The sequence below is a fragment of the Pseudoalteromonas sp. ECSMB14103 genome, assembly GCF_000813065.1.
Lineage (GTDB): Bacteria > Pseudomonadota > Gammaproteobacteria > Enterobacterales > Alteromonadaceae > Pseudoalteromonas > Pseudoalteromonas marina.
Window position 1 is genome coordinate 537,001 of the sequence record NZ_JWGY01000001.1, and the last position, 24,716, is coordinate 561,716.

Annotated in this window: 21 protein-coding genes; 5 read left to right on the forward strand and 16 right to left on the reverse strand. The window is 38.6% G+C overall.

All coding sequences use genetic code 11. The features are described from left to right. Nucleotides 1–11 precede the first annotated feature (11 nt). Complete coding sequence (locus tag RF53_RS02425) at nucleotides 12–1,010, forward strand: D-Ala-D-Ala carboxypeptidase family metallohydrolase (RefSeq protein ID WP_039036796.1); 999 nt, start codon at nucleotides 12–14, stop codon at nucleotides 1,008–1,010. A gap of 58 nt (nucleotides 1,011–1,068) precedes the next feature. On the opposite strand, the gene pelG is transcribed toward RF53_RS02425, so the two are convergent. The 14 genes from pelG to RF53_RS02495 form a co-directional block, all read right to left on the reverse strand. Next, nucleotides 1,069–2,433, reverse strand: coding sequence for an exopolysaccharide Pel transporter PelG (pelG, locus tag RF53_RS02430; protein WP_010555847.1), 1,365 nt, complete (start codon nucleotides 2,431–2,433; stop codon nucleotides 1,069–1,071). Further along, complete coding sequence (pelF, locus tag RF53_RS02435; RefSeq protein WP_039036528.1) at nucleotides 2,421–3,938, reverse strand: GT4 family glycosyltransferase PelF; 1,518 nt, start codon at nucleotides 3,936–3,938, stop codon at nucleotides 2,421–2,423. Before pelF ends, pelG begins: the two co-directional genes overlap by 13 nt. Next, nucleotides 3,931–4,914: a tetratricopeptide repeat protein gene (locus RF53_RS02440; protein WP_039036529.1), complete on the reverse strand. Its 984-nt coding sequence runs from the start codon at nucleotides 4,912–4,914 to the stop codon at nucleotides 3,931–3,933. Before RF53_RS02440 ends, pelF begins: the two co-directional genes overlap by 8 nt. Continuing rightward, nucleotides 4,907–6,208 carry a PelD GGDEF domain-containing protein gene (locus tag RF53_RS02445; RefSeq protein ID WP_039036530.1) on the reverse strand — a complete coding sequence of 434 codons (1,302 nt, stop codon included), beginning with the start codon at nucleotides 6,206–6,208 and terminating at the stop codon, nucleotides 4,907–4,909. The genes RF53_RS02440 and RF53_RS02445 overlap by 8 nt, the downstream gene beginning before the upstream one ends. Then, nucleotides 6,205–6,720, reverse strand: coding sequence for a hypothetical protein (locus RF53_RS02450; RefSeq protein WP_008132805.1), 516 nt, complete (start codon nucleotides 6,718–6,720; stop codon nucleotides 6,205–6,207). The genes RF53_RS02445 and RF53_RS02450 overlap by 4 nt, the downstream gene beginning before the upstream one ends. Nucleotides 6,721–6,734: 14 nt before the next feature. Then, nucleotides 6,735–10,016 (reverse strand): tetratricopeptide repeat protein, encoded by a 3,282-nt coding sequence (locus tag RF53_RS02455; protein WP_039036531.1) that lies wholly within the window; start codon nucleotides 10,014–10,016, stop codon nucleotides 6,735–6,737. Next, entirely contained in the window at nucleotides 10,016–12,727 is a 2,712-nt protein-coding gene (locus RF53_RS02460; RefSeq protein WP_039036532.1) for an endo alpha-1,4 polygalactosaminidase, read from the reverse strand. Before RF53_RS02460 ends, RF53_RS02455 begins: the two co-directional genes overlap by 1 nt. A gap of 337 nt (nucleotides 12,728–13,064) precedes the next feature. After that, complete coding sequence (locus RF53_RS02465) at nucleotides 13,065–14,054, reverse strand: sensor domain-containing diguanylate cyclase (protein WP_039036533.1); 990 nt, start codon at nucleotides 14,052–14,054, stop codon at nucleotides 13,065–13,067. Nucleotides 14,055–14,251: 197 nt separating this feature from the next. Further along, nucleotides 14,252–14,632: a DP-EP family protein gene (locus RF53_RS02470; RefSeq protein ID WP_008132792.1), complete on the reverse strand. Its 381-nt coding sequence runs from the start codon at nucleotides 14,630–14,632 to the stop codon at nucleotides 14,252–14,254. A gap of 20 nt (nucleotides 14,633–14,652) precedes the next feature. Further along, entirely contained in the window at nucleotides 14,653–17,904 is a 3,252-nt protein-coding gene (locus tag RF53_RS02475) for an nSTAND1 domain-containing NTPase (protein WP_039036534.1), read from the reverse strand. A gap of 158 nt (nucleotides 17,905–18,062) precedes the next feature. After that, complete coding sequence (locus RF53_RS02480; RefSeq protein WP_008132787.1) at nucleotides 18,063–18,893, reverse strand: mechanosensitive ion channel family protein; 831 nt, start codon at nucleotides 18,891–18,893, stop codon at nucleotides 18,063–18,065. A 37-nt stretch (nucleotides 18,894–18,930) separates the two neighbouring features. After that, nucleotides 18,931–19,650 carry an LrgB family protein gene (locus RF53_RS02485; RefSeq protein WP_039036535.1) on the reverse strand — a complete coding sequence of 240 codons (720 nt, stop codon included), beginning with the start codon at nucleotides 19,648–19,650 and terminating at the stop codon, nucleotides 18,931–18,933. Next, nucleotides 19,643–19,996, reverse strand: coding sequence for a CidA/LrgA family protein (locus tag RF53_RS02490; RefSeq protein ID WP_039036536.1), 354 nt, complete (start codon nucleotides 19,994–19,996; stop codon nucleotides 19,643–19,645). The genes RF53_RS02485 and RF53_RS02490 overlap by 8 nt, the downstream gene beginning before the upstream one ends. Before the next feature lie 88 nt (nucleotides 19,997–20,084). Further along, a complete protein-coding gene (locus tag RF53_RS02495; RefSeq protein WP_039036537.1) occupies nucleotides 20,085–20,876 on the reverse strand; it encodes a crotonase/enoyl-CoA hydratase family protein in 792 nt (263 codons plus the stop codon). Between the two features lie 243 nt (nucleotides 20,877–21,119). Here RF53_RS02495 and RF53_RS02500 point away from each other — a divergent pair, with 243 nt between their 5' ends. Genes RF53_RS02500 through RF53_RS02510 form a run of 3 tightly spaced genes read left to right on the forward strand, consistent with a single transcriptional unit; the run spans nucleotide 21,120 to nucleotide 22,811 of the window. Further along, entirely contained in the window at nucleotides 21,120–21,440 is a 321-nt protein-coding gene (locus RF53_RS02500) for an HI1450 family dsDNA-mimic protein (RefSeq protein ID WP_006794135.1), read from the forward strand. Between the two features lie 41 nt (nucleotides 21,441–21,481). After that, nucleotides 21,482–22,297 (forward strand): DUF481 domain-containing protein, encoded by an 816-nt coding sequence (locus tag RF53_RS02505; protein WP_006794136.1) that lies wholly within the window; start codon nucleotides 21,482–21,484, stop codon nucleotides 22,295–22,297. A 25-nt stretch (nucleotides 22,298–22,322) separates the two neighbouring features. Beyond that, nucleotides 22,323–22,811: a hypothetical protein gene (locus RF53_RS02510; RefSeq protein WP_039036538.1), complete on the forward strand. Its 489-nt coding sequence runs from the start codon at nucleotides 22,323–22,325 to the stop codon at nucleotides 22,809–22,811. A 35-nt stretch (nucleotides 22,812–22,846) separates the two neighbouring features. On the opposite strand, the gene RF53_RS02515 is transcribed toward RF53_RS02510, so the two are convergent. Further along, nucleotides 22,847–23,332: an FKBP-type peptidyl-prolyl cis-trans isomerase gene (locus RF53_RS02515; RefSeq protein WP_039036539.1), complete on the reverse strand. Its 486-nt coding sequence runs from the start codon at nucleotides 23,330–23,332 to the stop codon at nucleotides 22,847–22,849. A gap of 12 nt (nucleotides 23,333–23,344) precedes the next feature. Further along, complete coding sequence (gene ygfZ, locus RF53_RS02520) at nucleotides 23,345–24,256, reverse strand: tRNA-modifying protein YgfZ (RefSeq protein ID WP_039036540.1); 912 nt, start codon at nucleotides 24,254–24,256, stop codon at nucleotides 23,345–23,347. 161 nt (nucleotides 24,257–24,417) lie between these two features. Here ygfZ and RF53_RS02525 point away from each other — a divergent pair, with 161 nt between their 5' ends. Continuing rightward, entirely contained in the window at nucleotides 24,418–24,669 is a 252-nt protein-coding gene (locus RF53_RS02525; RefSeq protein WP_006794140.1) for an FAD assembly factor SdhE, read from the forward strand. The last annotated feature ends 47 nt before the right edge of the window (nucleotides 24,670–24,716 follow it).

A 24,716-nucleotide genomic window follows, 5' to 3' on the forward strand; every position in this document is an offset into this window, starting at 1 on the left:
TGAGAGGTAATATGAAATTAATCGGTATTTTATTAATCAGTATGCTGACTACTCTGCTTAGTACGCATTTATTTGCTTCTCAGCCTGCTAAAACGGCTCATCAGGTTGTTGATATACAAAACAGACCTGCTTTTGAGGACGCAGAATTTAGTTTAAAAATTAACGATATTGTCATGCCATACTCACTTTTTTCGGTGTTTGTAATGCCCAATGAGCAGGTTGAATTTGAAGTACTATATGCGCAATCACCCGATGCTTACACATTAATTAGCGATGAAAAGTTCATGCTAACTGATACTAACCGTTGGCAATGGCAGGCACCGGATACTCCCGGCTTAACATCGGTAATAATTGAATCGCCAAATAAAAAACAGCGCATGAAAATTAACGTGTTTGTAAAAATACCTGCCGATAAAGTAGAGGGCGGAAAGCTAAAATATTACCAAATAGGGCATTACCCAAAGCCATCGCAAATAAAAGATTCAAAGCACTATATTGTTCCTGACGGGTTTGTTGAAGTGACCCCAGAGAATGAAAGTACCAAATTATCGCCTCATTTTTCTTTAAAAGAATTTGTGAGTAAGCAAAAAAGTAATCATCCCAAGTATCTTTTTTTGCAAAATAAACTGCTGCTAAAGTTAGAAATGATTCGTAAGGAACTAATTTTAGAAGGCATTCCAGTTAGTAACATGGTGGTGATGAGTGGTTACCGAACACCTTATTACAATAAAGCCATTGGGAATGTGAAACTGAGCCGTCATGTGTTTGGAGACGCAGCAGATATTTTTATCGATAACGATGGAAATTACCGTATGGATGATATTAATAAAGATGCAAAATACACTATTGAAGACGCAAAAGTGATGGCAAATATTGTAGAGTCGTTAGCCAAACGCGAATCATTTAAAGGCTTATTAGGTGGGTTGGGCGTTTATGGCCCTAAACCGCACCGAGGGGCATTTATACATGTAGATACACGTGGTTTTAAAGCCCGCTGGGTAAGTAAATAAAGTTTACACCTAATAAACAATAAATATATTGGCTACTTTTTATTAGGTGTAAGTGTTTTTATTGCAACATAAATGTTTCGTATTCTAGGTCTTCAAACTGCCTAGATAACCAAAACAAGCCAACTACAGAAGTAATTATTGTAGAAAGGGCAAATCCGTAGCCATAAAATTGTGGCCCAAGTGCAATAGATAAATACGTGAGCACAATGTTTAATGCTAAAAATAGGCCCGAAAGGACTAACACAGTAAAGCGCTTATCAAGATAGAACAATATATTGAGAATAGATAAAAATATTACCTGCACGCCTACGCCTACTACATCAATAAAAAGTAGTGTTTTATAGTTAGGATCAATCCCAATGTAGGTAAGTATTTGCTCGCCCCACAATAGTAAACACGCAACAGTAATGCCTTGAATTTTAAATATGTCGTACAAGCCACCTCGGGCTGTTGTGATCATGTTGTCTTTTAAAAAGTAAATTTCTTCGAGCGAGGAGCCGCCCCTTATCGCAGAATAAAACCGGTCATATTGTTCTACAAAGTCAGTTTCCATTCTTACTAAAAATACCGCCATGCCGGGGATAATTGATAAATAGGCCAAAAATATGGGGAGATCGTAAATTGGGCTAGCTCTAAGGGGGCCTATAATATGTATGGATGTACTTGGTGAAAACCAAAACAAAATTTTATCTGCCCAAACGCCAATATTGTAAAATAGCCCGCAAAAGAACAGCATGTAATAGACTTTTTTTCGACTCATAAAGTCGAAGCTTATTAGTTTATTACCTGGGTAGCGACGAATAATCATGAATAAAAAACTAAAAAATAACAGTGCCTCACCTGCAAAAAAAGCAAAAAAGAGTCCATCTAATTGCCAGTCACGTAGTAATAATGCAAGTAGCACCATAAACGCGTACCCGCTGAGCATAGTGATTAAAATAAGCCGATACTCTTTCATACCCGATAAAAATATAGCACCAAGCCATTGATTACAAAGGCTAACAAAGCCACCTAAAATAATAATTTTGGTTACAACGGGTAAAGGTAAAAATGGCCAAACAGCAAATCCAACCAGTAATGCACCAATCGTTGTAATAAGTTGTGCACCAAGTAAATTGGGGAGTACTGAGTCGTCGTCTTTTGTAAAAAATAAATCTGCCACAAAGCGCGTTAGCATAAGCTGTAAGCCGCCAGTTAATATTAACGAGGCCGCCATCATGTAAGTTATCAGGGTTAGAAACTGAATAATTAACAGCTTAGGTAATACTATTCCAAGGCTTAAAATACCAATAAGCATTAGAGCGATGATCGACAATAACCAAGGGCCTGAACCGATGAGACCAGCGTAGCTATAGGCTTCAAAAACAGAGAGGAGGGTATTTTTTTTGAGAATTTTCCGTATCTCAAAACCTATTCCGGCCATGACATTGTATCCTTATAAAGCTTGTCGTATCGGGCAAACATGTGGCTTTCGTCATAAAATGCTTTTACACGTTTTAAGCCGCTTGATTGATACTCATGCCATTTATCGTCGTTATTAAGTATGTTTGTAATTTGTACGGCTGTATCGCTTGGCGATGCAATAGAAACAACTTCACCTGCTTTACCTAAAGCCTTGTCTTGTTCTGTGGCACCTTCAATAATTTCTCGACACGAGCCAACATCACTGGCTAAAACAGGTACGCCTGCTGCCATTGCTTCTAGTAACACTAAGGGTTGGGCTTCAGAAATAGATGTTAATGCAACAAGGCCTAACTTAGGGAGTATTTCAGCAATATTTTGCATACCCAAAAACTTCACGCTGTTCTGTAACTCAAGGCTGCCCACCAGTAACTGGCACTCTTTGTAATACTTTGGGTCTTCTTCAAAAGGACCTATGATCCATCCCTCTATTGCGGGCATGCTTGATTGCACTTCTTTAATGGCACGAATAAAGGTTTTAATGTCTTTGATTGGTACTACACGCCCAATTAAGCCTACTGTTAATGGAATAGTTTTAGAACGTGCAGCCAGTGCTTTAGCGTAGTGAGCGGTTTTAATGCCGTTTGGTACGACTAAAGAGCGCTTCTCACAGGCTCCATCTTTAATTTGGCGCTGCCTATTACCTTCGTATAGTGAAATTATTCTATCGGCTTGGTGGTAACTCGTGCGGCCAATTTGCTCGAAAAAAGTGATCCACATTCGGCGAATAAAGCCCATTTCGGTGTTTAAGTTTTTACCTAAAATAGCTTCAGACTCTTTTATCCAATCGGCTTGAATTAAGTCTATTTTTCGCTCTTTGGTATAAATGCCGTGCTCTGTTAATAGGTAAGGCGTATTATTAATTACGCTTGCACCTGCACCTAAAAAACCAGCATAGCCTGTAGAAATAGAGTGTATAAGTTTAACATTCGGTAATTGGCGGGCAATATCTGCAATTTTAAACAAAGGCTTATACAAATTACGGTACGACCAAAAGAAATCAATAAAAGATGATTCGTCGCAAAATGTTAAATAGTAGTCAGCCAATACCTGCCAAGATGACTCGCTATATAAAAAGTCAGCTTCGTTTATACCGTTTTTTTGCCCAAGTTGTTCAAATGCAAATTCAAGTAACTCGGTGGGAATAGGCTCTTTTGAGTCTCTAAAATAACTTTGCAGTTGCTGCCAAAACTCAAACAACTCTTTTTTATATTTAACGCCGTGCTTTGCTTTTATATCAGTATTATTTTGCTCTACTAGATAATGAACATGCAATTTTGTAACATTTTTTGGAAGTGTGTACTTAATATCGCCATAGTGCTCAGAAGCACCGCCTAAAAAAATAAGCTCAAAGTTATAATGAGGTAGCCCTTCAATAATTTGATGAACCCAACTTGATACCCCCCCACGAACATAAGGATAAGTACCTTCTAATAATAATAATATATCGGCATTGGGTTTAGGCATTCCAATACTCCTGTAATTGGCGAAGTTCGCTCCCTTTAGGTTGTTCAGGTAACTCTTTTAAGTAGCGTTTACAGTCATCATACTTATTCATGCAAAAGGCAACTTCGGCTTTGTAGGGTAAAACATGGCGACGCGCCATACCTAATTCAGTTGCTTGTACAAGAAAATCAAGCGCACGTTCGTAATAACCAAGCGCTAAATAAACACGCCCTAAAAATACATAACTGGCTGGTTTTTGTGCGTACTCAATACTTTGTAAACTGAGTGCTTCAGCTTTTTCTAATACATATGTTTTTAGAGCGCCTTGTGCAAGCCCTAAATAACTAAGCTCCCAATATACGTGTGCTAATTGTTGTTGTAAGTTACTCAGCTCAGGCTGCTTTGTGGTGTTAGCTATTTGTTGCTGATAAACACTAATTTTTTCGTTTAATTTTGTTTCTTTAGCATCAAGTGTTGAGTAGGCCAGTAAGCGTATATCGTCTTCTAAATCTTTGAGTGCGAGTTTTAATATTGGGATTGCTTGGCTGTCGCGCATGTGGCGAGCAGCCATTACTGCAGTTAAGCGTTTGTTAGGTTCGCTTGCGTATTTTAAAATGGCTTTTACACCACCAATTGAATAAGTAGGGTTCGCGGAAATATCAGGGACTTCAAAGGGGAGTTCTGGAATTTCATGCTCTATTATTTCGGTATCATCACTTTTAAGTGGCTTACATAGCGCAAACGTAAGCGCCATCACAACACCTAAAATACCAAATACAGGTAAGCTAAACAGTAATAAGAATAATAATAGCGTGCCATTTACAAGCGTTGTTTTATATTTTTTAGGAATTAAAACGTAGCTTACAAAGGTAAAAAGTATGCTTGCAATGGCATGCAGTAAAATTACACTAAACCAGTTTGGTGTACTAAGAATTTCTTGCAGTGCAAAATACTCGCATAAACATGCAATTAAGGCGGCTATCACAACTTTAATCATGTAGGGCTACCAGTTTAGATAATTCATCCTTATTGACTGGAAACGCCACTTCTTGCTCAATAATAATATCGAGTTCTTGTAATGTTTTACCGGTACGTTCTTTACACCAGCTATTCATTCGCATTACAAAACCATCTTTTTCAAGCTCATCGGCAAGCGGCATCAGTATTAACAGAACTTGTTTTTCATTATCGTATAAATAGATGTCTAACCCTCGGCGAGCCTCGGTTAAATACTCCATCAACCGTCGAGATTCATCATTAATACTTAGCGCGTTCACCTTTAAAAAGTGTGAAGGAATTTTATAACGCTTTGCTTCTTTGTTTGCGTGTTTAACTTGGCGCTTAAAGTATGGCGACTCTTCACGGGTCATTATTGGATTAGTGATTTCGTGACGCAATAAATCACCAATGTGTCCGGCCATAACGGCAAGTAAAGTAAGGGTGTTTTCTTTGAGAGCAAAAAACTTCACTTTTTCAACTAAAATAGCCCCATAAATTGTGTCGTTCACATCAATCAATGGAATAGCAATATGATACTTGCTATCACCCGATGAGGCTTTTGGATTTTTAAGTGACACCAGTTCTTTTTCGTCAAACATGGCAGCTATTAATGGGTCTGAATTAGATGGCTCACTCATTTTTCCTACACTAGCTAGTGCAGGCTCTTGTATTTTATCGTTTTCAACTTTATATAAGCCTGCTTTTTCTATCGAGCCATATTCTATAAATAGATTTAAAATAACCTCAGCGGCACTGTCTAAGCGTCTTTCTTTTAATTTACCAATTGATTCTCGTACGGCTTGTAATGACTCACGTAAACTAAGTGTATGTCCAGCAAGCATTTGTTCGATTCGGTCATGTGATGAGCTAATTAAATGATATTGGCGCGTAAATTTTTCAAGTCGGTCTGATACATAGGCTAGTTGAATGCTTTGCTGTTGATTAGTTCGCTCCCATACATCTCTAAATTCACCTGCCACCATAACTACAATAATGTAGCCAATCATGGCGTTAATATTAAACTCACTTTGAGGGTCTAATATATTGCTTTGTATTAGCAATAATTGCCCTACTAGTAAGGTTAAAATACTAATAAAACCTTTTGAAAAGCCATAGCGTAGAGCAACAAGCAACGGCCCTAATACTGGCCAAGAAAACCCTCCTTGCGTCCAATAGGGGTCCTCAGCATTAAATAGAACAGGCAGCCCTAAAGCTAAAGCGGTAAAAAAACATACCTCAGCCCATATCTGTAGCTCAGGAACGTCTCTTGGGCGTAAGAAATGTGTTTTCACTCACTAACCTCAATATAAGACACTAAATCGGCAATTACATCTTGCGCAGTTGCTGCAATGCTATCGCGTCCCCAACCGCTTTTTGCAATGGTGCCGGTCCAAATTGGCGTTGTTTCACCGTTTTTTGTAAGCAATAAAGTAAGTGCAACCACAGGCTCTCCATCAAGACCTGCTTTGTAACGCCATTCTTCAATACTGCCACTAAGTACATAGTCAGCTTGTTGAGTATTGAGCCATTGCATTGCGTTGTTTAAACGGTATTGATCGTCTAAAGGTGGCAGGTCTTTACTGCTATTTCTTGGTGCACGAAGTAACTTAGGAAGCTTATTTTGTTGCCAAATACTTGCTAAAATATCTTCAGCGCGCTCACCTGCCAGTGGTGTTTGTGCATGATTAACAAGCGGTAATAAAGCCACGGTAGTTGCTGGGCTAATTTCGATATCATCAGCAATTCGACTTGTAGTACACGCCGACAAGAGCAAAACCAAACTAAGTATAACTAAGCGAAACATATTCTCTCCTAACATTAAAAATGTATGTAATATCCTAATTGTAACTGTGTATCTGAGTTACCGACCTTATTACTACTTTGGTAACCGAGCTGTAATTTAAATAAATCATCACCAAGTACTGACCATCCAGCACCACTGGAAACAGACACATCAATTGTATCGTTCAGTGTTTGGTAGCCAGTACTTATGTCAAATAACCAAGATGGACTGGCACCCAAGTATGGGGGCGTTAATGAGCCTGTTGAGGCAAACGAAGTACCTAGGGCAAAGCGCCTAAAAGGTTCAATAACTATGCGTCTGGGTCTTCTATTTGTATTAATAGCAGTATTTACTGGGTCAAAGTCTTGCCATTGCGCACTAAAGTAGGCGTTCCAAATGGGGCGATCTTTTAAAATACTATATTGGTAGCGTGCGTTATATTCTTGTCCATTAACGAGTGTGCTGTTGTTGTCTCTACGCGTGAACGACATGGCAGCAGCCGATAGCTGCAGGCTTTGCCTGTTATCAATATTATAATTTATATAAGCCGTGGCTTTATTAAGTTGTGCATAGCTTAGTAACACTTCAGATTGGCGGTTTTCGGCGTTGTATTGTAAGTTTACGCCAACTTGAGTACGCGCATCCCATTGATAACGAGAGTCTAAACTTAAGCCTTGTCGGCTAACAATATCGCCCTGATGCGTATCAATTTTTGCATTAAAAGCCCACCGGCCAAACGTCATTGTATTTTCTATTGCGAACAGCAGTCCGTTATTACCAAGGTTTTGCTGATCGCTAAGGCTCAGTTTCCACTGGCCTTTTGCATAAGGAAAATACACATTTATGTCGTATTGCGTACTATTGAGCCCTGCTTGCGGTGATAGATTTACTTCAAATGCGCGAAAGTAAGCTGTGCGCGCGTTTCTTAAAAAGCCTAGCTGAGCTTCACTTGGCTCGTTAATTAGCTCTTCATACCAACGTTGCATAGTTGCATAAGGTTGGTTTAAGTATAAAAGCGCACTTAACTGATCGTTTTTGCCAAGTGTATTTTTATTAACTAATTGTTTGATTTTACTAAACTCACCTTGAGTCATGTACAGCTGAAGTGCTTGCCACGGCTCAAGTTTTTGCGCAGCACGGCGTGATAACCACCAGTTTGCTTGTGCTGTGCCTATGGTTTCAGGGGCTAACTCATCGAGTGTGTTTAGCTGCATTAAATGTGGCATAGCCATAGCGCCAGCCCATCTAAACATAAGTCCTCGATATGCATATTTATCTTTAGGTAAATTCTGAAGAAGATAATGATTAAGCTCTGTGGCGTTGGCGTAATAGCCGAGTTGTTTCATTACATCGGCTAAGTTTACTAATGTGGTTAAGTCGCTAGGCTCAGCTATCGCTAGTTTACGTAAGTAAAAATAAGCACTGTTATATGACTTTTCATAAATAGATAAGCTCGCTAAAAGTTGACCCCACGCATATGTTGGGTTGTTGTCAGCATAGTTATTTAAAATACGTTTAATCATGATGCTGTCGTGCATTTGCAGTGCTAACCAACCTTGTGCAAGCACCACATCGGGGCTGTATTCGCTCAGTTTTGCAGCGCGGTTGAGTGTTGTATACGCTGAATTTAAATCGCTCTGATTTTGATACCAGCTAGCAAGCGTTAACCAAGCAGGGTATAGCGCCTTGTTGTAGCGTTGCTTGTTCAGTTCGTTATAGATTCGTTCAACGGCGTTTGAATCGTTTATTTGCGTACTTAAATTAGCAATGTCAATTAGCTGATTTTCGCTCAGCGAAGATTGCTGCCATAAATGCGCAAGTAACGCTTTGGGGTTGCCTTCAAAGCGTATTTGCTGGTACTGCAATAAATCGCTTTCGCCTAATTTACCCAGTGATTTAAGTTGTTCAAGGGCATAAAGCTGTTCTTTTTTATCATTTACCCTGAGCGCCATGTCAACGCGAGCACTCCAAAACTCGTCGTCGGTACTTTGCTGCTTTTGCTTTAAAATGGTTAGTGCCGTGTTAAAGTCGTTATTTAACCAAAACGCACGGGCTAGCCACATTAAATCTTCTTCGTTTTTGGGGCCCTGATAAATAGGCCATAAATTACGTAAACCGCTCAAGTTACCTGTGTCATGTAATACTTTTGCTTTCCAATATTGTGATAATACGCTTTTACCGTTTATGCTTTCAAAACGCTCTATATGCTTGAGCTCTTGTTTGGCATCGCCAATAAACTCGTTGGTTTGCATCCATTTAGAAAAGCCATTACCTTTTAGTTGCCTATTTTTAGCTTTGTAAGCGTAAATGTCGTTAGCATCTTGGTACAAATATAATGCCGTTGCATCGTTAATACTGTCTGTAAGCATTGATGCGGTAACAGCTTTATTTATCATTAACCATTTAAATTCTTTGAGTGCAGCTCTTGGCTTATTGAGCCAGCGCTTTACTTTCCAATTTAGTAAATGAAGCTCTTTATCGTTAGGTTTTTGTTTTAGTAGTTTTGAAAGCAATAATTCAGCGCCGTTAGCATCGCCATTGGCTAAGTGAAGCTGCATTGCCTGTGTTAAATACTTAATATTGTTAGGTTCTTTTTGCAGCAGTTTTGTAGCTGCAATAATTGCATCTTCTTTATTGCCTGCTAAGTCAGCAAGATAAAGTGTGCGCTTTATATTTGATTGATCTCCATATTGCTTCCACCACGCATAAGCCTGCATCGCTTCGTTTGCACCCAGTGCGGTTTCAATGGCTTTTTCGGCTATTGTTTCGCTCATGTTATTTTTGTAAAGCAGCAACGCTTTTGCAGGTTGGCCTGCGGTTAACCAATAATCAGCGGCAATTAACGGCTTTTTGTGTGTTTCATAATATTGTGCAAGCTTTACATTCAAGCCGAGTGCTTTAGCTATGGTAAGAATGTCTTCGTTCCATGGTTTATAGGCACTAACCTTTAATGAAAGTTCTTCAAATCGGTCATCTACATTGGCACCACTTGCAAGCCATAATGAGTAAAGTAACTTTATTTCAAGTTCTGTTTTTCGCTTACTTTTTGGCAGTTTTTCAAGCTCATTAGTTGCGTTTGAATATTCACTCAATGCTATATGAAGTTCAGCCAATTTAGCGCGCAGCTTTTCATTGTTAGGGTCTGTATTAAGTGCAGCATGCAAGTATGACTTTTCAAACGTGTAGTCTTGCGAAAGTGCATCGTTTTCAAAGAAGAGGGTGTGCGGAAATAGCGCATACAATGAAAAACAGCTAACAGCGAGTATTGTTAAAATTGTTTTTATTGAAACTAAATGAGGGCGCTTTTTGGTATTCATTACTTAGCAACCCCTGTGCAGTTTAAATAACCAAAAAAATCACCTGCAGGGAGTTTAAAGTGGGTTATTTTTCCGCGAGTGATACCTTTATACCTTTTTCCCATGTGAGATATAAATTGGCATGAGCGGGCATTCACTAAATCAAGTGTTGCAGGTATCCACGCTTTAAAACTAACAGCGCCATTTACTTGCCATGTATCTATTACTACATTGGCAGAGGCTAAATAAGGGGTATTATTTTTTTGGCTATGGTCAAAACTAATACGTGAAATACCCTTTATAGTATGTACGTAATCGCCTTGCTGCGTTACTCCTAATATCCCATCGCTTTGAGATATATTTGCAATATCAAAGTCGCTTGGTATACGAAGGGTGCGAATATTTTTTGAGCTAAACAGCCAATCTCCTTTACTATTTTTAGCTAAAGCAGAAAAGTAGAAATCTTTCGCAATTTTTGCATAGTGGCTTAAGTACACCGGTGTATTAGGTCTTTGTAATACATAGTCAATATTATGCTTTAGGGCGTCAAGCCCTGCAGGAACTTCGCCAGAATAAAAATGATAGTAAATAGTATAGGGCTTTAACCTGTATGGCTTTTCGGTTATTTCAAAGGTTTCTGTTAGTCGCTTAAATCCGTAATACGGACCATGCCATAAATTAGTGTATACGTTTTCGTTCAGTATTGGCGCGTAAATTTGATACAGTAAATCACCCTCAGGGCGCGCAATCGGCGATATATGTGAAAGGCTAGGGTTATCACTATTTACATCAGTATTACCGCCATTTACGTTTAGTACACCAGCATTACGCGCTATTTTTAATGCGTCTGGACCGGGTGTAGCATCGCCCGACCACAACATAAGCACCGTTTTTTTTCCTTTAGGTACTAGTCTTTCATTAATATAATTAATGGTGCCGGTAATTTCTTTTTCTAAGCTAATTGTGTCATAGCCAGGTACATCTAAGTGAAACCCATAGTCAGTATCTTCTTCGTCAATTTCTTTTCGGCCAGAAAGCGCGGTCCAAAAGTAAGGGTGACTATAAGTATGCGAAGCGACCTCTACATAGGGAAGTTCAAAAATACTGCGCGCAATTTTTTCTAGTTTTTTACTGTGCTTAGCATGAATACCTCCAGGCTCTATATCCGCCTGAATAATGGAAGATGTTATGGGAAGTTTATAAGGTTTAATAATATCATCGCGTATTACCTCTGCGGCGTAAGGGCTGCCATCAAAATGTGCAATGCTGGTAAAGCCATCCCCATCTATATGCATAGTAAGCATACGTCTGCCACTTTCGGTCGTTGTGTCTGGAGCCAGTATTGTGGGTAACCCCATGGCTTTAGTAAGCAGTGTAATTGGGTCAATAACCCAATTACTACCTTCCATTGGTAGCGTATCAATTAGCCACGGGGCAACAATAACCGCGCCATATTTGGTTTTGGCACTTTGTACAATTGTGCTGCTATCAGCCGCTTTTATATCAATAAGAGTGGTGGCTTCTGGCGCTAATTTTAATAAATAAGGTTTGGTAATGGCTGGTGAAGAGCCTGACTCACCTTTTAACCATGGTGCTAAATAGTTAAGTTCATAAGGCCCTGGAGGGGAGCTGTTAAGTGTTTCCACGCCTAATGCGGCTAATAATTTAGCTGATTGTGGTAGCTCGCCTACCACTAACTGAGGCACTGTACCTAGGCTAGCTTCGAGCCAATTTATTACACTTGGGGAGTAAAAGCCCCCCATGTTGGTCCACGAAATAATTCCAGCATGTAAACTTGGGTCAACTAATGGCAGGTCTCGCTTGGCCATATCAATATAGTCAGGAATATAACCTAAATATTCAATAAGAGTGGCCAGCTTTAAGTGAACCGTAGAATAAATAAGAGGTTTTAAGTCACTATTGTACGGAATAAGCACACGCCTAGGTACGGGGCTAATAGCTGATGTTCCCCAGGTTTGTAAATGCCCATCGGTCACCCAAGCATTAAACCCTGAAGCAATAATTTTTTCAGCCATTACAAGACGTTTATCAGGTTTTGCATAATCAATAACTTGAACGTTAAAACCTAAACTTTGCGCTTTTTTAAGTTGGGCAGCTAACCATGCTTGATCGCTCTCAGTGGTAAATTTGTAGCTATCATCAAGCGGATTAAAATGGCTAAATAACCCCTCAGCGACTAAATCGGTTGCAAGGTTTTGTAGGTTAGGGAGTAACTCAAAGCCACGATTGAGCACTAATTGCTTTTTAAATACTAAAGACAGATCTTTTATTATTGAAACTAATCCAGCTTGCTGCGCTAATTTATCGTAACGTTCGTTATCTAATAATTGATAGCTATCAAGGGTGTCTAAAAACAACCCACTAAAGCCACGTTCTTTTAATATAACAGCCGAGCTATTTAATTGTTGTTGCCATTGTGTTGAAGTTAAATCGGAAATGTAGCTATTCCAATTTGGGTTTGTAGTAAGTGAATAGTCACTTTTATTATATGATTCGCCAATGCTCAAATAAGCATAAACAGCAATGTCACGTTCTTTAAACCAATTTAATTCATGCTCAGTCACTAACTCAGGTTGCACAACAACGCGTGAGTAAAAAGTCATTTCAGCTAAAGGCATTGGGGCTGAATAGTAAAAAGCGATGCTGTTATTAACGGGCTTTGCTAGTAATTGTGCTGATACTAAAAGCAAAAGCCATAAAATATATTTCATTTATGATTCGTTATATTAATTTTAAACTATTGCTCAAAGGAAAGCATTTCGAGGCTTTTCTAGTTATTTTGTATTAGTTATTAAGTATTATTATATGTTAACAAAAATAAAAGGTCTATCATGTTGTTTTAAATTTATACTAAATTAATCTATTATTTAGGTGGTGTTATTATTGCAAGTTAATGAATTTAAATAAATAAAACCTTTAAGAAAGGCTTGGATTTTAAACGAAATTTGTAAAGAAATGTAAGTTTTTATTGTCAGTTCTGGATAAATTTAAAAGCCATTTCGCTTATAAAATGGCCTTTAAAAAGTTTATTGTTTTAAATATTAATCATTACCTAATACAAATCATGTTTCTTCCTTGCGATTTAGCTCTGTACAAAGCGCTGTCGGCGGCACACATTAATGCTTCAGATGTTCTATATTGGTTATTGTATTCACACGCTAAGCCTTGGCTAACACTAATTTTAACGTTGTCAGGTAGGCCTATTTCTCTAAAGTTTAAATTTAAAATTCTATCTTGAATACGCTTGGCTATCATCTCAGCGTTTGAAATATGAGATCGCGGTAATACCACGGCAAACTCTTCTCCACCATATCGGGCAACTAAGCTGTCTTTTGACGGCAGGCATTCTTCAATTGTTTTTGCTACTTTTTGCAAGCATTTGTCACCTTTTACATGCCCAAAGTTATCGTTAAATAATTTAAAATAATCAATATCAATCAATATAAAACTTAATGGTTGCTTGTTCATTAGACATGTTTGCCAATCTTTGTGGATTGTTTTTTCTAACGTTCCACGATTTGCAATACCAGTTAGGTGATCGAGCTTTGAAAGTGTTTCGAGTACTTTATACTTTTTTATGTGTTTAGAAATGTCATGCATGATGCAAATAAATAAAGGAGTATTATTAGTTGTTGCTGGTGGAATGCATGAAACCGAAAGTTCTACATCTAAAAAGTTACCATTAGCTTTAATTATTTTTACTTCTTTGGGGCCATGATTTAGCGGCGTTTGATAATTGTTTTTCCAACTTTCAAACATGTATTCGTAATCGTCACGGTATTGCTCTTGTAAAAAATGCTGCCACTTTTTACCAATTAATATATCTGAAGGAACATTAAAAAATCGTGCAGCTACCGGGTTTACCGATTCAAAAACACCGTGTGCATTCACAATAAATATAGCATCGGCCATCACGTTAGTGACATTAATAATCGCGCTTATTTTTTCATTGTTAACACGCTCAGAAAGGCTGTTTACTAATGTTGATACAGCGATATTTTCGTTATTTAGTTTGCTGTGTTGATTATTGTTAGACATGGCAGTTGCTCATTTTTATTGTTAATGAAACTTGATGTCTAGCAGTGTATTCAATTTATGGGTTTTAAACCTTTCGGTAATCTTCTTTTTTAAGTTGTTGTTTTATTGGTTATTATTGGTTGATAGCTAAGGGGGGTTATAAATTAATTACACAGGCATAAATTAGTCCTGTGCAATTTAAAAATAAGTATTACTAATTAGAGTTCTTTTTCATTCTTAACTTGTGGATCAGCGCTTTCATATTTATTGCCATTACATTCAACGTTAAAAATTAAGCATACAGAGCCATTATTTTCATCTGTGTCGGTAATGATAATTGTGTGGCCGTTGTCACTTACTTTATAGCTGAAGTCTTGGGCGCATGGTTTTTGTGTGTCGATATCGGTGATAGTAGCGCCAGTAAATACGAAACCATTTTGAATTGTGGCGTCGTCTAAATTATAGTTGCCAGCGGTTTCAGTTCTTACAACACCACCGCCAGTAGCGGGTTCGCCATTTTTTGTATAGCTAAAAATAGCTTCACTGTTGTTAAGTTTAATATTTACTTGAAAGTCGACATTTTCTAGGGTGTTATTCATATTATTTCCTTTATGAGTAATTATAGTTGGAAGTTCGTAATGCCTAATTTAACTAGGCTTGTTTTTATTTCTGATATCTCGTCTTCCCTGTTTAAACAGGTATAAGCTTGTACTAGTGGGTATGTTATTTTTACGCTCTGACTTATTTTTGCAGCTTCAGAAATAGCTTTGATAGCGCTTAAGCAAAATTGCTCTCGCTGTTTATTATTTGTAGCTAAGTTTGCTTTGATTAAGTTTATTCTTGTATATACTAAGTAATCACCAGTTTTAGTTAGGTTGGATAATTGATGTTTGTAGTTTTCATTATTCTCAAGCTCAGTTAATAACTTCTGCGCTTTGAGTGATGATTGTCTATTTATAAAATATTGAATCAGTGTAATTTGTGTATTAATAGTGCTGGTATTTTTAAAATTTTGAGATTTTAAAAAATTAATTATTTTTTCAATTGTTGAGTCAGTAGCTTCATCAGTAGATAGCATTAGTGAAAGTGCTAAAGAGCGATAATACATAAGCTGAAATTTATTGTTTTTTGGATCTTGTACTAAAGCTTCATTGATAACTTGATTAGCCAAGCTGGCTTTTTTATGTGCCATCCGTTTATCACTCAAATAGCTCAGTAAATAACTTTGTTGCATATATAGGTTTGCTGATGTGTAAAAAAGGCTTGCATCACTAGGGTAGTTAGCAATCAATTTTGTGATTACTTTAACTGCAGCTTCTAATATATTAACTGCTTCATTAAAGTTACTTAGCCTCTCTTCTGTTTTTGCAAGCCAACTAATTGTATCGGATTTATCTCGAAGTAAGTCTTTGTTATTAGGTTTCAGTTCAAGCGCTTTATTCTTAAGTAAAAGTGACTCTGCAAAGTTCTTTTTTGCAGCGCTGTAGTTAGATTTTTTTATGTATAAAGAACCTAAAGAATTAGATGAATACGATAATTCCATAATGGAGTTAAAATCATTGGCTGCCAGCGCATACATTTTTTTACTGTAATCGTGGTATCTTTTAAACATTTGCTCAGTAGCTTGATGATCATTTTGATCATAAGCTAATTGACCAAGCCAAAAGGCATTGGCGCCTGCAAGCGTGAGTAGCTCTAAGTTGTTTGGCTGAATTTTTAATAATGCCTCAAGGCGAATGCGGGCGTTTTCAAAGGCGGTGAAGGCCTCAATGGTTTTTCCGCGCGAATAGGCCACTTCCCCCATGGCCTCAAGGGTTTGTGCGTACTGAAAACGGTTGTTAAATTGTGCTTTATTATTGCTAAAGCTAAAAAGTGAACTTGAATCGTCAGTTTGATCAGTAAAATACTCAAGTGCTTTATTACTAATACCATCAAGTAAGTCCATACGTTCAACGCTACGTAATTTATCCGCAAAGTCGCCGACCATAAACCCGAGTAAGCTTTCGGCTTCTTGGCGTTTTTGCTGTGCTAGTTGCTGCGCTTGAAAGCTGGTAACACTCATTAATAGGGCAACACAGGTAAGTAAACAAAGCAAAGCGACAGTGCCACGTTTTATGGTTGTTTTTGTTTTACTATGCTTAAGAGAGCTGGTTATAAGGGCGTGTTCGTCATCGCCTAGTTCGAATGTGTTATCGTTCAATAAGGTAACGGCCTCTTGCAGCGGTTTTCCTGTCGCAAGGAGGTAAGCATTACTTTTACCTTCATCTATCCAATTTTGTGCTTGGTGTTGTAAACGGCTTTTTATTGCTAATGAATCTTTGTGATCGCTTATCCACTGCTTTGCGCGTGGCCATTGACGCAATAATGCTTCGTGCGCAAGGCTAAAACAGGCTTCGCCATTTTGTAAGTGCGATACAAATAAGCGGCTATCGACCATGGCTTGTACAAGTTCTATTTGGCTAGTGTTAGTTAATGCCTTCCAGCGGGCTGCGCGGCTAGTAATAGTTTTACCATCAGGGTTTAGCGTTATTAATTGTGATAACACGCTTTTTAGTTGCAGTTGTTGTTTGTTGCTAAGGCCTATAAATACATCTTCTGCTTTTTTGCCTATGGCGCCCTCAATACCGCCAAGTTTTTTATACACACTGTGTAACAACTCATTATTATCACTGCGCTGTAAATACAGCTCTTGCAGTGTGTATTGCAGCATGGGTAGTGCATCGGGATTGTTGGCGGTATCGGCGCAGAGTATTTCATCCAGTGGTGTTTGGGTTTGTGGGTCGTGTGAAAACGTTAAATTAGCGGTTATTGCTGGCAAGCGAATAATTTGTTGAAGCTCGTGCCTGTTCGGTGGTGTTAAGTCGTAATGCGCGCCATTAGCTTTGCCAGCCATTAGGCTTGGCTGCTCAACCACTAAAGGATAAAAATCGTTTCTGCACGCACTAAATACAATCACCGCTTTAGACGTTGCTAAGCGCTCAATAACTGATAAAAATTGGCTACGTGTTTCATCATCAAATAAAGGTGATGAAAGTAGGACCTCTAAACGATCTATGAACAAAAATAATTGCGGTTTGTTAAGCGTTGGTTCTGTTTTAGTTAGGGCATTTGTTAAAGTATGAATAACGTTATTAGTGTTTTGCGTTAATTGCTGGGCGAGTGTTTCGGCGCTTAAACCATCAAAGACAGGCAGGTTATTTATATCCCAATCAAGCATGGCAGACGCTAAGTCTAAATAAAGCCGGCTGTGGTCAATATCTGCAAAATCTAGTTGAGTATACGAAACAACACCAATCCCGTTGTAGCCGCGCTCATCAAGCAGTTTAGGTAAAATGCCTGCGTTCACTAAGGATGATTTTCCGGTACCACTTGGACCTAAAATTAAGCAAAAAGCGCGACCAAAATTCACTTGGCTAGCCACTCTTTCCAATAAAGTGGTAATAGCCTGATTTCGGCCAAAAAACAGGTGGTTATCGGTTGTATTATAAGCGCTTAATCCTAAAAATGGAGATCCACCTTGCCAGCTTGTTACTTTGGGGGCTTCTTCACTTAAAGGAAAGTCTAACTTTGCAATAATACGGTAGCCACGTTTTCTTATTGTTTCTATGTATTGTGGTGCACTTGCTTTATCGCCAAGAGCTTTGCGCAACTGTGTAATTATTTTATGTAGCGGGTTATCGCCTACTTCAATATTTTTCCAACAGTGGTTAAGTAGTTCGTCACTGCTTACAAGCTCCCCTTTTTTTGAGCATAAATAGATCAAAACATCCATGGCTTTTGGTTCTAGCTGCTTGTTTTTACCAGCATGTTGAATGCTGTTTGATAGGGGGCTTACCTGCCAATCGCCTAAATAAAATGGGCTGAGGTTCATAGTGACTCATTGTTGTTTTTTGTTGATCTAAATATGTATCGGCTTGTTAAGCTGTAACTTAATAGTACAGAAAAAATGGCAAACCAATATGGCTTTTAGTCAGTGGTGTTGAGTTATTTTAACGCCAGCCCTTGGCTAGACCAGCGTTGTATTTACAGTTATAGGTCGTTTTTATTTATGGTAACAACACGTTGCGGGAAAGGAATTTCGATATTGGCGTCGTTAATGGCTTTGTACACTCCACCGTTTATAGCTAACTTTGTTTCTATAATTTTCGTGGTGGGTACCCAGTATCGGTAGCTAAGGGTAACACCGCTATCGGCAAAGCGCTCAATGCCTATTTGCGAGTGCGGGTTTTGAGCAACTAACTCGTGTGCGTTGAGTACCTCTTCAATAAGATTAATTGCGGTATCAGCACATGCGCTATAGGCAATATCTATTTCACCCTTAACTAACGAGTAACTAAATGAGTTATGAATTATTTCGCCCATTATATGTTTGTTAGGGATGGTGATTTCTACTTTTTCTTCATCTATTAAAATGGTGTAGCCAAGCTCTATTGTTTTAACTTGACCGCTTACATTTTTAACTTCAATGGTATCGCCAACTACAAAAGGGCGTGTAGCGATAATGGCAAGGCCAGCACCATAATTAGACAGCATGCCCTGTAGTGCTAAACCTGCACCCAAAGAAGCTGCACCTATTGCCGCCACAAAGGGAGTAACACTTATCCCTATCTTGCCAAGCGCTATAATAATAACCATAACAATAAGCAGTACTTTTACAACACTACTAACAAAGTTTGTAAGCGTAATATCCACATTATGGCGAGTCATTAAATTGGCGACTATTTTAGATAGTTTTTGTGCTATCCAAAGGCCAATCAACAATATAAAAACAGCCCCTACAATTTGCATGCTGTAGGTAACTAAATACTCAGTGAGCATATTGTAATACTTTTCAAACTGTTCGATTTCAGAACTGATCATTATGGGCTCTTAACTCGTGTAATTAAATTTTTGTAAACTATAGCAAACTGTTTACTAAAAAAGGATAGAGGAGTGGGACTATTATGGCCGTTAGCAATGCACTGAGCGCCATAGCTACTGATGAAAATGCACCTATTTTAGGGTGTTCAGCAAGTGCCGCTGCTGTCCCAATAGCGTGGCAGGCCGTCCCCATAGCAACACCTTGGGATTCATGACTGCCTATTTTTACTAATTTAAACAGCACGAAACCAAATAATGCCCCTAATAAGCCAATAAAAATAACCATAGCGGCGGCCAAAGAGCTGATCCCCCCCAACGAATCTGTAACAATTAAAGAAATAGGCGTTGTGACGCTAAGTGCCGCCACAGAGGCACTTAGCTCAGAAGGAACCTTAAAAAATACACTTAATAAAAAAGCCACAAAAGTTGCATTTACAATACCTAAACTGCAAGTACCTAGTATGAGTAATAGATTTTTACGTACGTGAATAAACTGCTGATACAAAGGTAGCGCTAATGCGACAATGGCGGGCTCTAAAAGCCAGCTTAGTAGCTGGCTATGATAAGCAAATTCAGAATAAGGTAGGTTAAAGTTAATCAATAGCAAAGCAATAACGGCAATACTTAAAAAAACAGGGTTTGTAATTGACTTTAAAGCACTGCTTTTCATGCGTACGTTAAACGCCCTAAGCAGTAAAAACAAAGCAATAATTATAGGAACACACAACCACCAAATGTCAGGCTTTAATTCAGTCATTGTTTTTTCTGCTTTTGAAAAAAACCATCACTGAGCTAACTAGTAATAATGTACTAGCTGGCACAATAAAAATAACAGACATTAAAAAAGGCCAATTAGATTTTATAAGGTTTAGGTGTTCAATAAAGCCAACGCCAGCGGGAATAAAAAAAATAGGCATAACATTTAAAATTGGGGAGGCACAAGGCTTTAGGTGTTGCTCTTTTACTATGCCTGCTAGCAGCAACGCTAATAAAATAACCATAGCGAGTAAAGGGGCAGGAAAGCTGCCTCCTGTATAATGCATAGTAAGTTTAGCGCAGGCTAAACACAGCAAAATGATTGCGCTACTTAAAAGGTATTTCATCATTATTACTCAATTTAATAGGGTGCATTTAGTTTAACAATCAATAACAGCGTGTACATTGTGCCTTAGTATTACCGCTATTAATGCATTACCACCGTTTGGCGTTTTTGTATTTTATATCGGATTTACCTTTTGCTTTTGCAATGGCTTTTTTTGTATTTGGATTTGCTAGTAAACGAATTTGACTCCAGGTTTCTTTTGCGAGTATTTTTCGTTGCCGTGACTTGTAGCTTAATTGAGTAATACGTTTAATGGCAGCTAGGGTATCCGGTGAGCGTTCAAGCAATGTACTCAGCAGTGTTTGGGTTGCAAGTTCGGTGTTGTTTGTTAGTTGTGTGACCAGTCCAAGCTCGTTTGCTTGCTCTGCAGTTATAGGGTTCGCATGGCTTGCAAGTAAAAGTGCTTGGTCGCGTTTAACTAGTCCGCCCACCATTACATTTGCTCCCATGTCAGGACAAAGCCCCCAGCGGGCTTCCATAATAGCTAGCTTGGCGTCATTGTGAACAATTCTGTAATCAGCTCCTAACGCTATTTGTAAACCCCCACCTAAACAATTGCCATTAATTTGTGCAATAACAGGTACGCTTAACGACTGCCAGCCCAGTACTACTTTTTGGGCTAAGTTTTGGTTGCCGGGTAACCACTTAAACAGTAATTTTATGATATTTAAAGGTGAGGCCATAACTGCGGCAATATCAAGCCCTGAACAAAAATGATCGCCATCCCCCTTTATAATTACCGCACGAATAGTACGATCCTTTTTTATATTTTTAATCGTGTTATTTAACGACATAAACATGGCAAAGTTTAATGCGTTTTGTTTATCAGCTCGACTCAAGGTAACCGTTGCAATACCTTCTTGCTTTTCTAGTTTTATCATTATTAACTCCTCTGACCTTTTGCTTGAGCTTATGCGGTTAGAAAGGTGAAGTAAAGTGATGTAGTTTTTAAAATAGATTGAATTTATTTGTAAATGAGCAGTCTGAATGACTTGGTTTTATTTTGATAATTAACAAAGTGTGGTTTGAGGTTAAAAAAGTCAGGTTTTTAAACGCTTTTTTATCAAATAGCTAATCAGATTTGATAACATACCGCCAATTATTAAGGTTAAGGTTACGCAACTATGTCGGGTCCACGTTTATTTACAATCGAAGAAGCAACACATCAAGCTTATGATATTTTTTTAGAGTTAGCACCGAGTAACTTAAGTGATGACGACGTTGAAAACTTTAATGAATATCGAGAAGACCTTGGCTTTATTGAAGAAGATGAACCTGACGACCAGTGGCAAGATTTTGTTGCGCTTGAAATTGAGCCAGAACACTTTATTCAAGTGTTAGTGGGTTTAGAGTTTGATAATGAAGATGTGCTATTTGCAAAAATTTTAATTAGCCGTGATAAAGACGCTCCGTTTTGCCATATTTTATGGAAAGAAAGTGAATAAGCCCCACTGCTTGTTTATTTTTTATTAAGTGGCGAGAGAGAATGTTGCGTAAGTATTTATTTATAATTTTTATTTTAATTAGTAGCTCTTGCTGGGCTGTTGATCCATTTGAAGATTTTCATGAGTATGGGCAGCTTTCTGACGAAGAAATCCATGATTTGCACAAAGGTGAAATGCTATACGGCGATACTGAGTTTGGGTTTATTTTGTCTCGGGGAAATATTAATTCAACCAGCTTTAAGCTCAAAGGTAACCTGTACCAAGATTTTGAAAAGTGGCGAAACCAATTTAAAATTGACACCCTCTATAAGCGCGACGAAAATGACGACACTGGAGACAGCGACGTAACTGCAAACCGTGTATTTGTATCTGCACAAGGTAACTATAAAGTAGGCGTTAAAAACTCATCGTTCTTTATCTATGGCGATTACGAGGAAGATCAGTTTAGTGGCCTTAAATTCAAAAGTACCATTGCAACGGGGTATGGCGCACGTGTTTATCAGGGCACTAAGAACAAAGTCGATATTGATATAGGGCCTGGTCTGTATCGTTCGGTGGCTGATGAAGACTCAACGGTAAGTGATAGCGAAGAAAATAAAACCGGTTACTTACTTCGTGTTGCTATGCAATGGGAACGACTGGTTTCAAAACGCACTCGTTTTAATCAAGATGTGAGTATAGAGCAGTCATTGTCAGGGTTAAATTCACGATTAAAATCTGAAACTGCGCTGATTAGTCAGGTTATAGGGGCGGTGTCTCTTAAGTTTGCTTATATGTATCGTTATAATTCAAAACCCGAAGATGATAAACTTAAGTTTGATTCTGAGCTCAGTGCTACTTTAGTGTATAGCTTTTAAGTATTTTATTTAATTAGAGAATAATATGTATCAGCATAAACAGTATGCGGTGTTTATCTTTTTTGTTTTGACCTGGATTGGTGGCTTTGTAGCACTTGCGTGGAATTTAATAGGGGCAGATTGGCCGTTAATTATTTTTGCAGGGGTGTTGGTGCTGGTGGGCTTTTTGTTTCATGGCTTAACAGTTAAAGTTGACGATAAAACAATTAGCTGGGGATTTGGCCCGGGCGTGGCTGGCCAGCAAATTATGCTCAGCGATATTTCAGAGGCAAAAGCGGTTCAAAACTCATACAGACATGGTATTGGTATTCGAATAACGCACGATGGGTGGGTTTATACCGTGTCTGGATTTAGTGCTGTTCAGCTAACGCTTAACGATGGTACCTTGTATAGAGTGGGTACAAACGACCAACAAGGGTTATTAGACGCGCTAAAAAAACAAAACGTAACAATGGCGAAGCCTCAAAAGCAACAAAGCGAGCCCAAAGAGGTCAAACGCAATAACATGATATAAAAAAAGCGCCTTAGGCGCTTTTTTACATCTGTAAGTTAGTGGTCGTGACCACACCCCCCTTCGCCATGAACATGGCCATGAGTGAGTTCGTCTTCTGTTGCGTCACGCACTTCAAGTATTTCTACATCAAAGTTAAGCGTAATACCTGCAAGCGGGTTATTGCCATCAACAATGACCTCTTCATCTTGAATATCAATAATCATTACTGATTGGTCGCCATCATCTGTTGATGCGCGAAATTGCATACCCACTTCAATTTCCATACCATCGAACATCGACTTTGGTACAGCTTGCATTAGGTTGTCATGGCGTTCACCGTAACCATCTTCAGGCTCAACTTTTACGCTAAGCGTATCACCAGGTTGTTTGCCTAGTAGCGCATTTTCAAGCCCTGAAATGAGGTAACCAGTACCTACAATAAAATGTAGCGGCTCACCACCGAACGAGTTATCAATGCTATTGTTATCATTATCCATTACTGAATAATGCATTTTTACCACTTTGTTTGCCGCAACGATCATAGTCATTCCTATTTATTCATCATCTAAAGAGTAGGGCAGAGGCAGAATGTTTAGCTCTACCTGAGGCGCGTGTTTTGCACGAAGTACTTGCGTTGTTTCAGTATCGTTTGGCAACACAACAAGGCCAGTTAAGATCTTTGTTTTTTCATCAAAGCTTTGCGCAATAAGCTTACCAGCACGACGCCAGTTTTCACCCAGTTGTACTTCAAGTTCGGGTTCGTCCAGCATACTTTCACTTTGCCCTGATACGATATACATGGCTCGCTTATTTTTACCAAGGTATTTCATACGGGCTACAGTTTCTTGCCCTGTATAGCAGCCTTTTTTAAAGCTGATTCCACCAATGGCTTGTAAATTAACCATTTGCGGCACATATTCACCAATTGCATCACTGCTCAGCTGTGGCTCGCCAGCTAAAATTGCTGCTTGCTGCCATGGTGCATCGTTATCAAGCGTTAAAACGCTATCCGGGATTGCAAACTGACTGTCAACCATAAGCAACACTCGGTTATCAGCCAGCTTCAATGCTTTACCGTTATCAAAGTCACACGCTATTATATTGTCGTCAAAAGAAATACCCAGCTCTGTTAAAATCGTAGATAAGTCATCACCAATAAGGCCAATTAACCGGTTTGAAGACGCACTTATGTCTACTTTTGCAAATACTGCGTATTTTTTTAGCTCAACTAACGATTGCTCTACCTCAGCACTACTGCCAGATAAGTAGTAACTGTCTTGGTGAGAAAATAGCTTAAATACGCCCCAAAGTTTTCCTTTGGCGCTACAGTGGCCGGTCCATAAAAAATTGCTGTTGGTTAGTTTATTTAGATCTTGAGTAATTTGCCCGTGCAGATAAGATAATTTATCAGCACCTGTAAGGCTAATAAGTTGGTGAGATAACGGACATGCGTAAACGCTAGACATAAAAACCTTCTTTGCAATACAAATGAAGTGACATAATAACGCAGTTGCTACGTATGGTACAGACAAGCACCCGCAGGGGTGTATTTATTTTATAGTTGATTAATAGCTGCTAAACCGGCTTGTGTTTGTTAAACTCGAGTCAATTCAGTATGAGGTTTAAAATGGTTGAAATTCATAGTAAAGCACGTATTCGTTGGGCTTGTCGTCGTGGTATGTTAGAGCTAGATGTTTTGTTTATGCCGTTTGTAGAAGAAGCATACGATTCTTTAAATGCAGAGCAACAAGCTATTTTTCAGCGCTTGTTAACACAAGAAGATCCTGATCTATTTGCATGGTTTATGGGCCATGAAAAATGCAAAGACGAGCAGCTAAATAGTATGGTACAACTCATATTAAACAGAGTTCGTGTATAGGTTCACTGTAAAAAATAATAAAGCAGACCACAAACCCATTGTGGTCT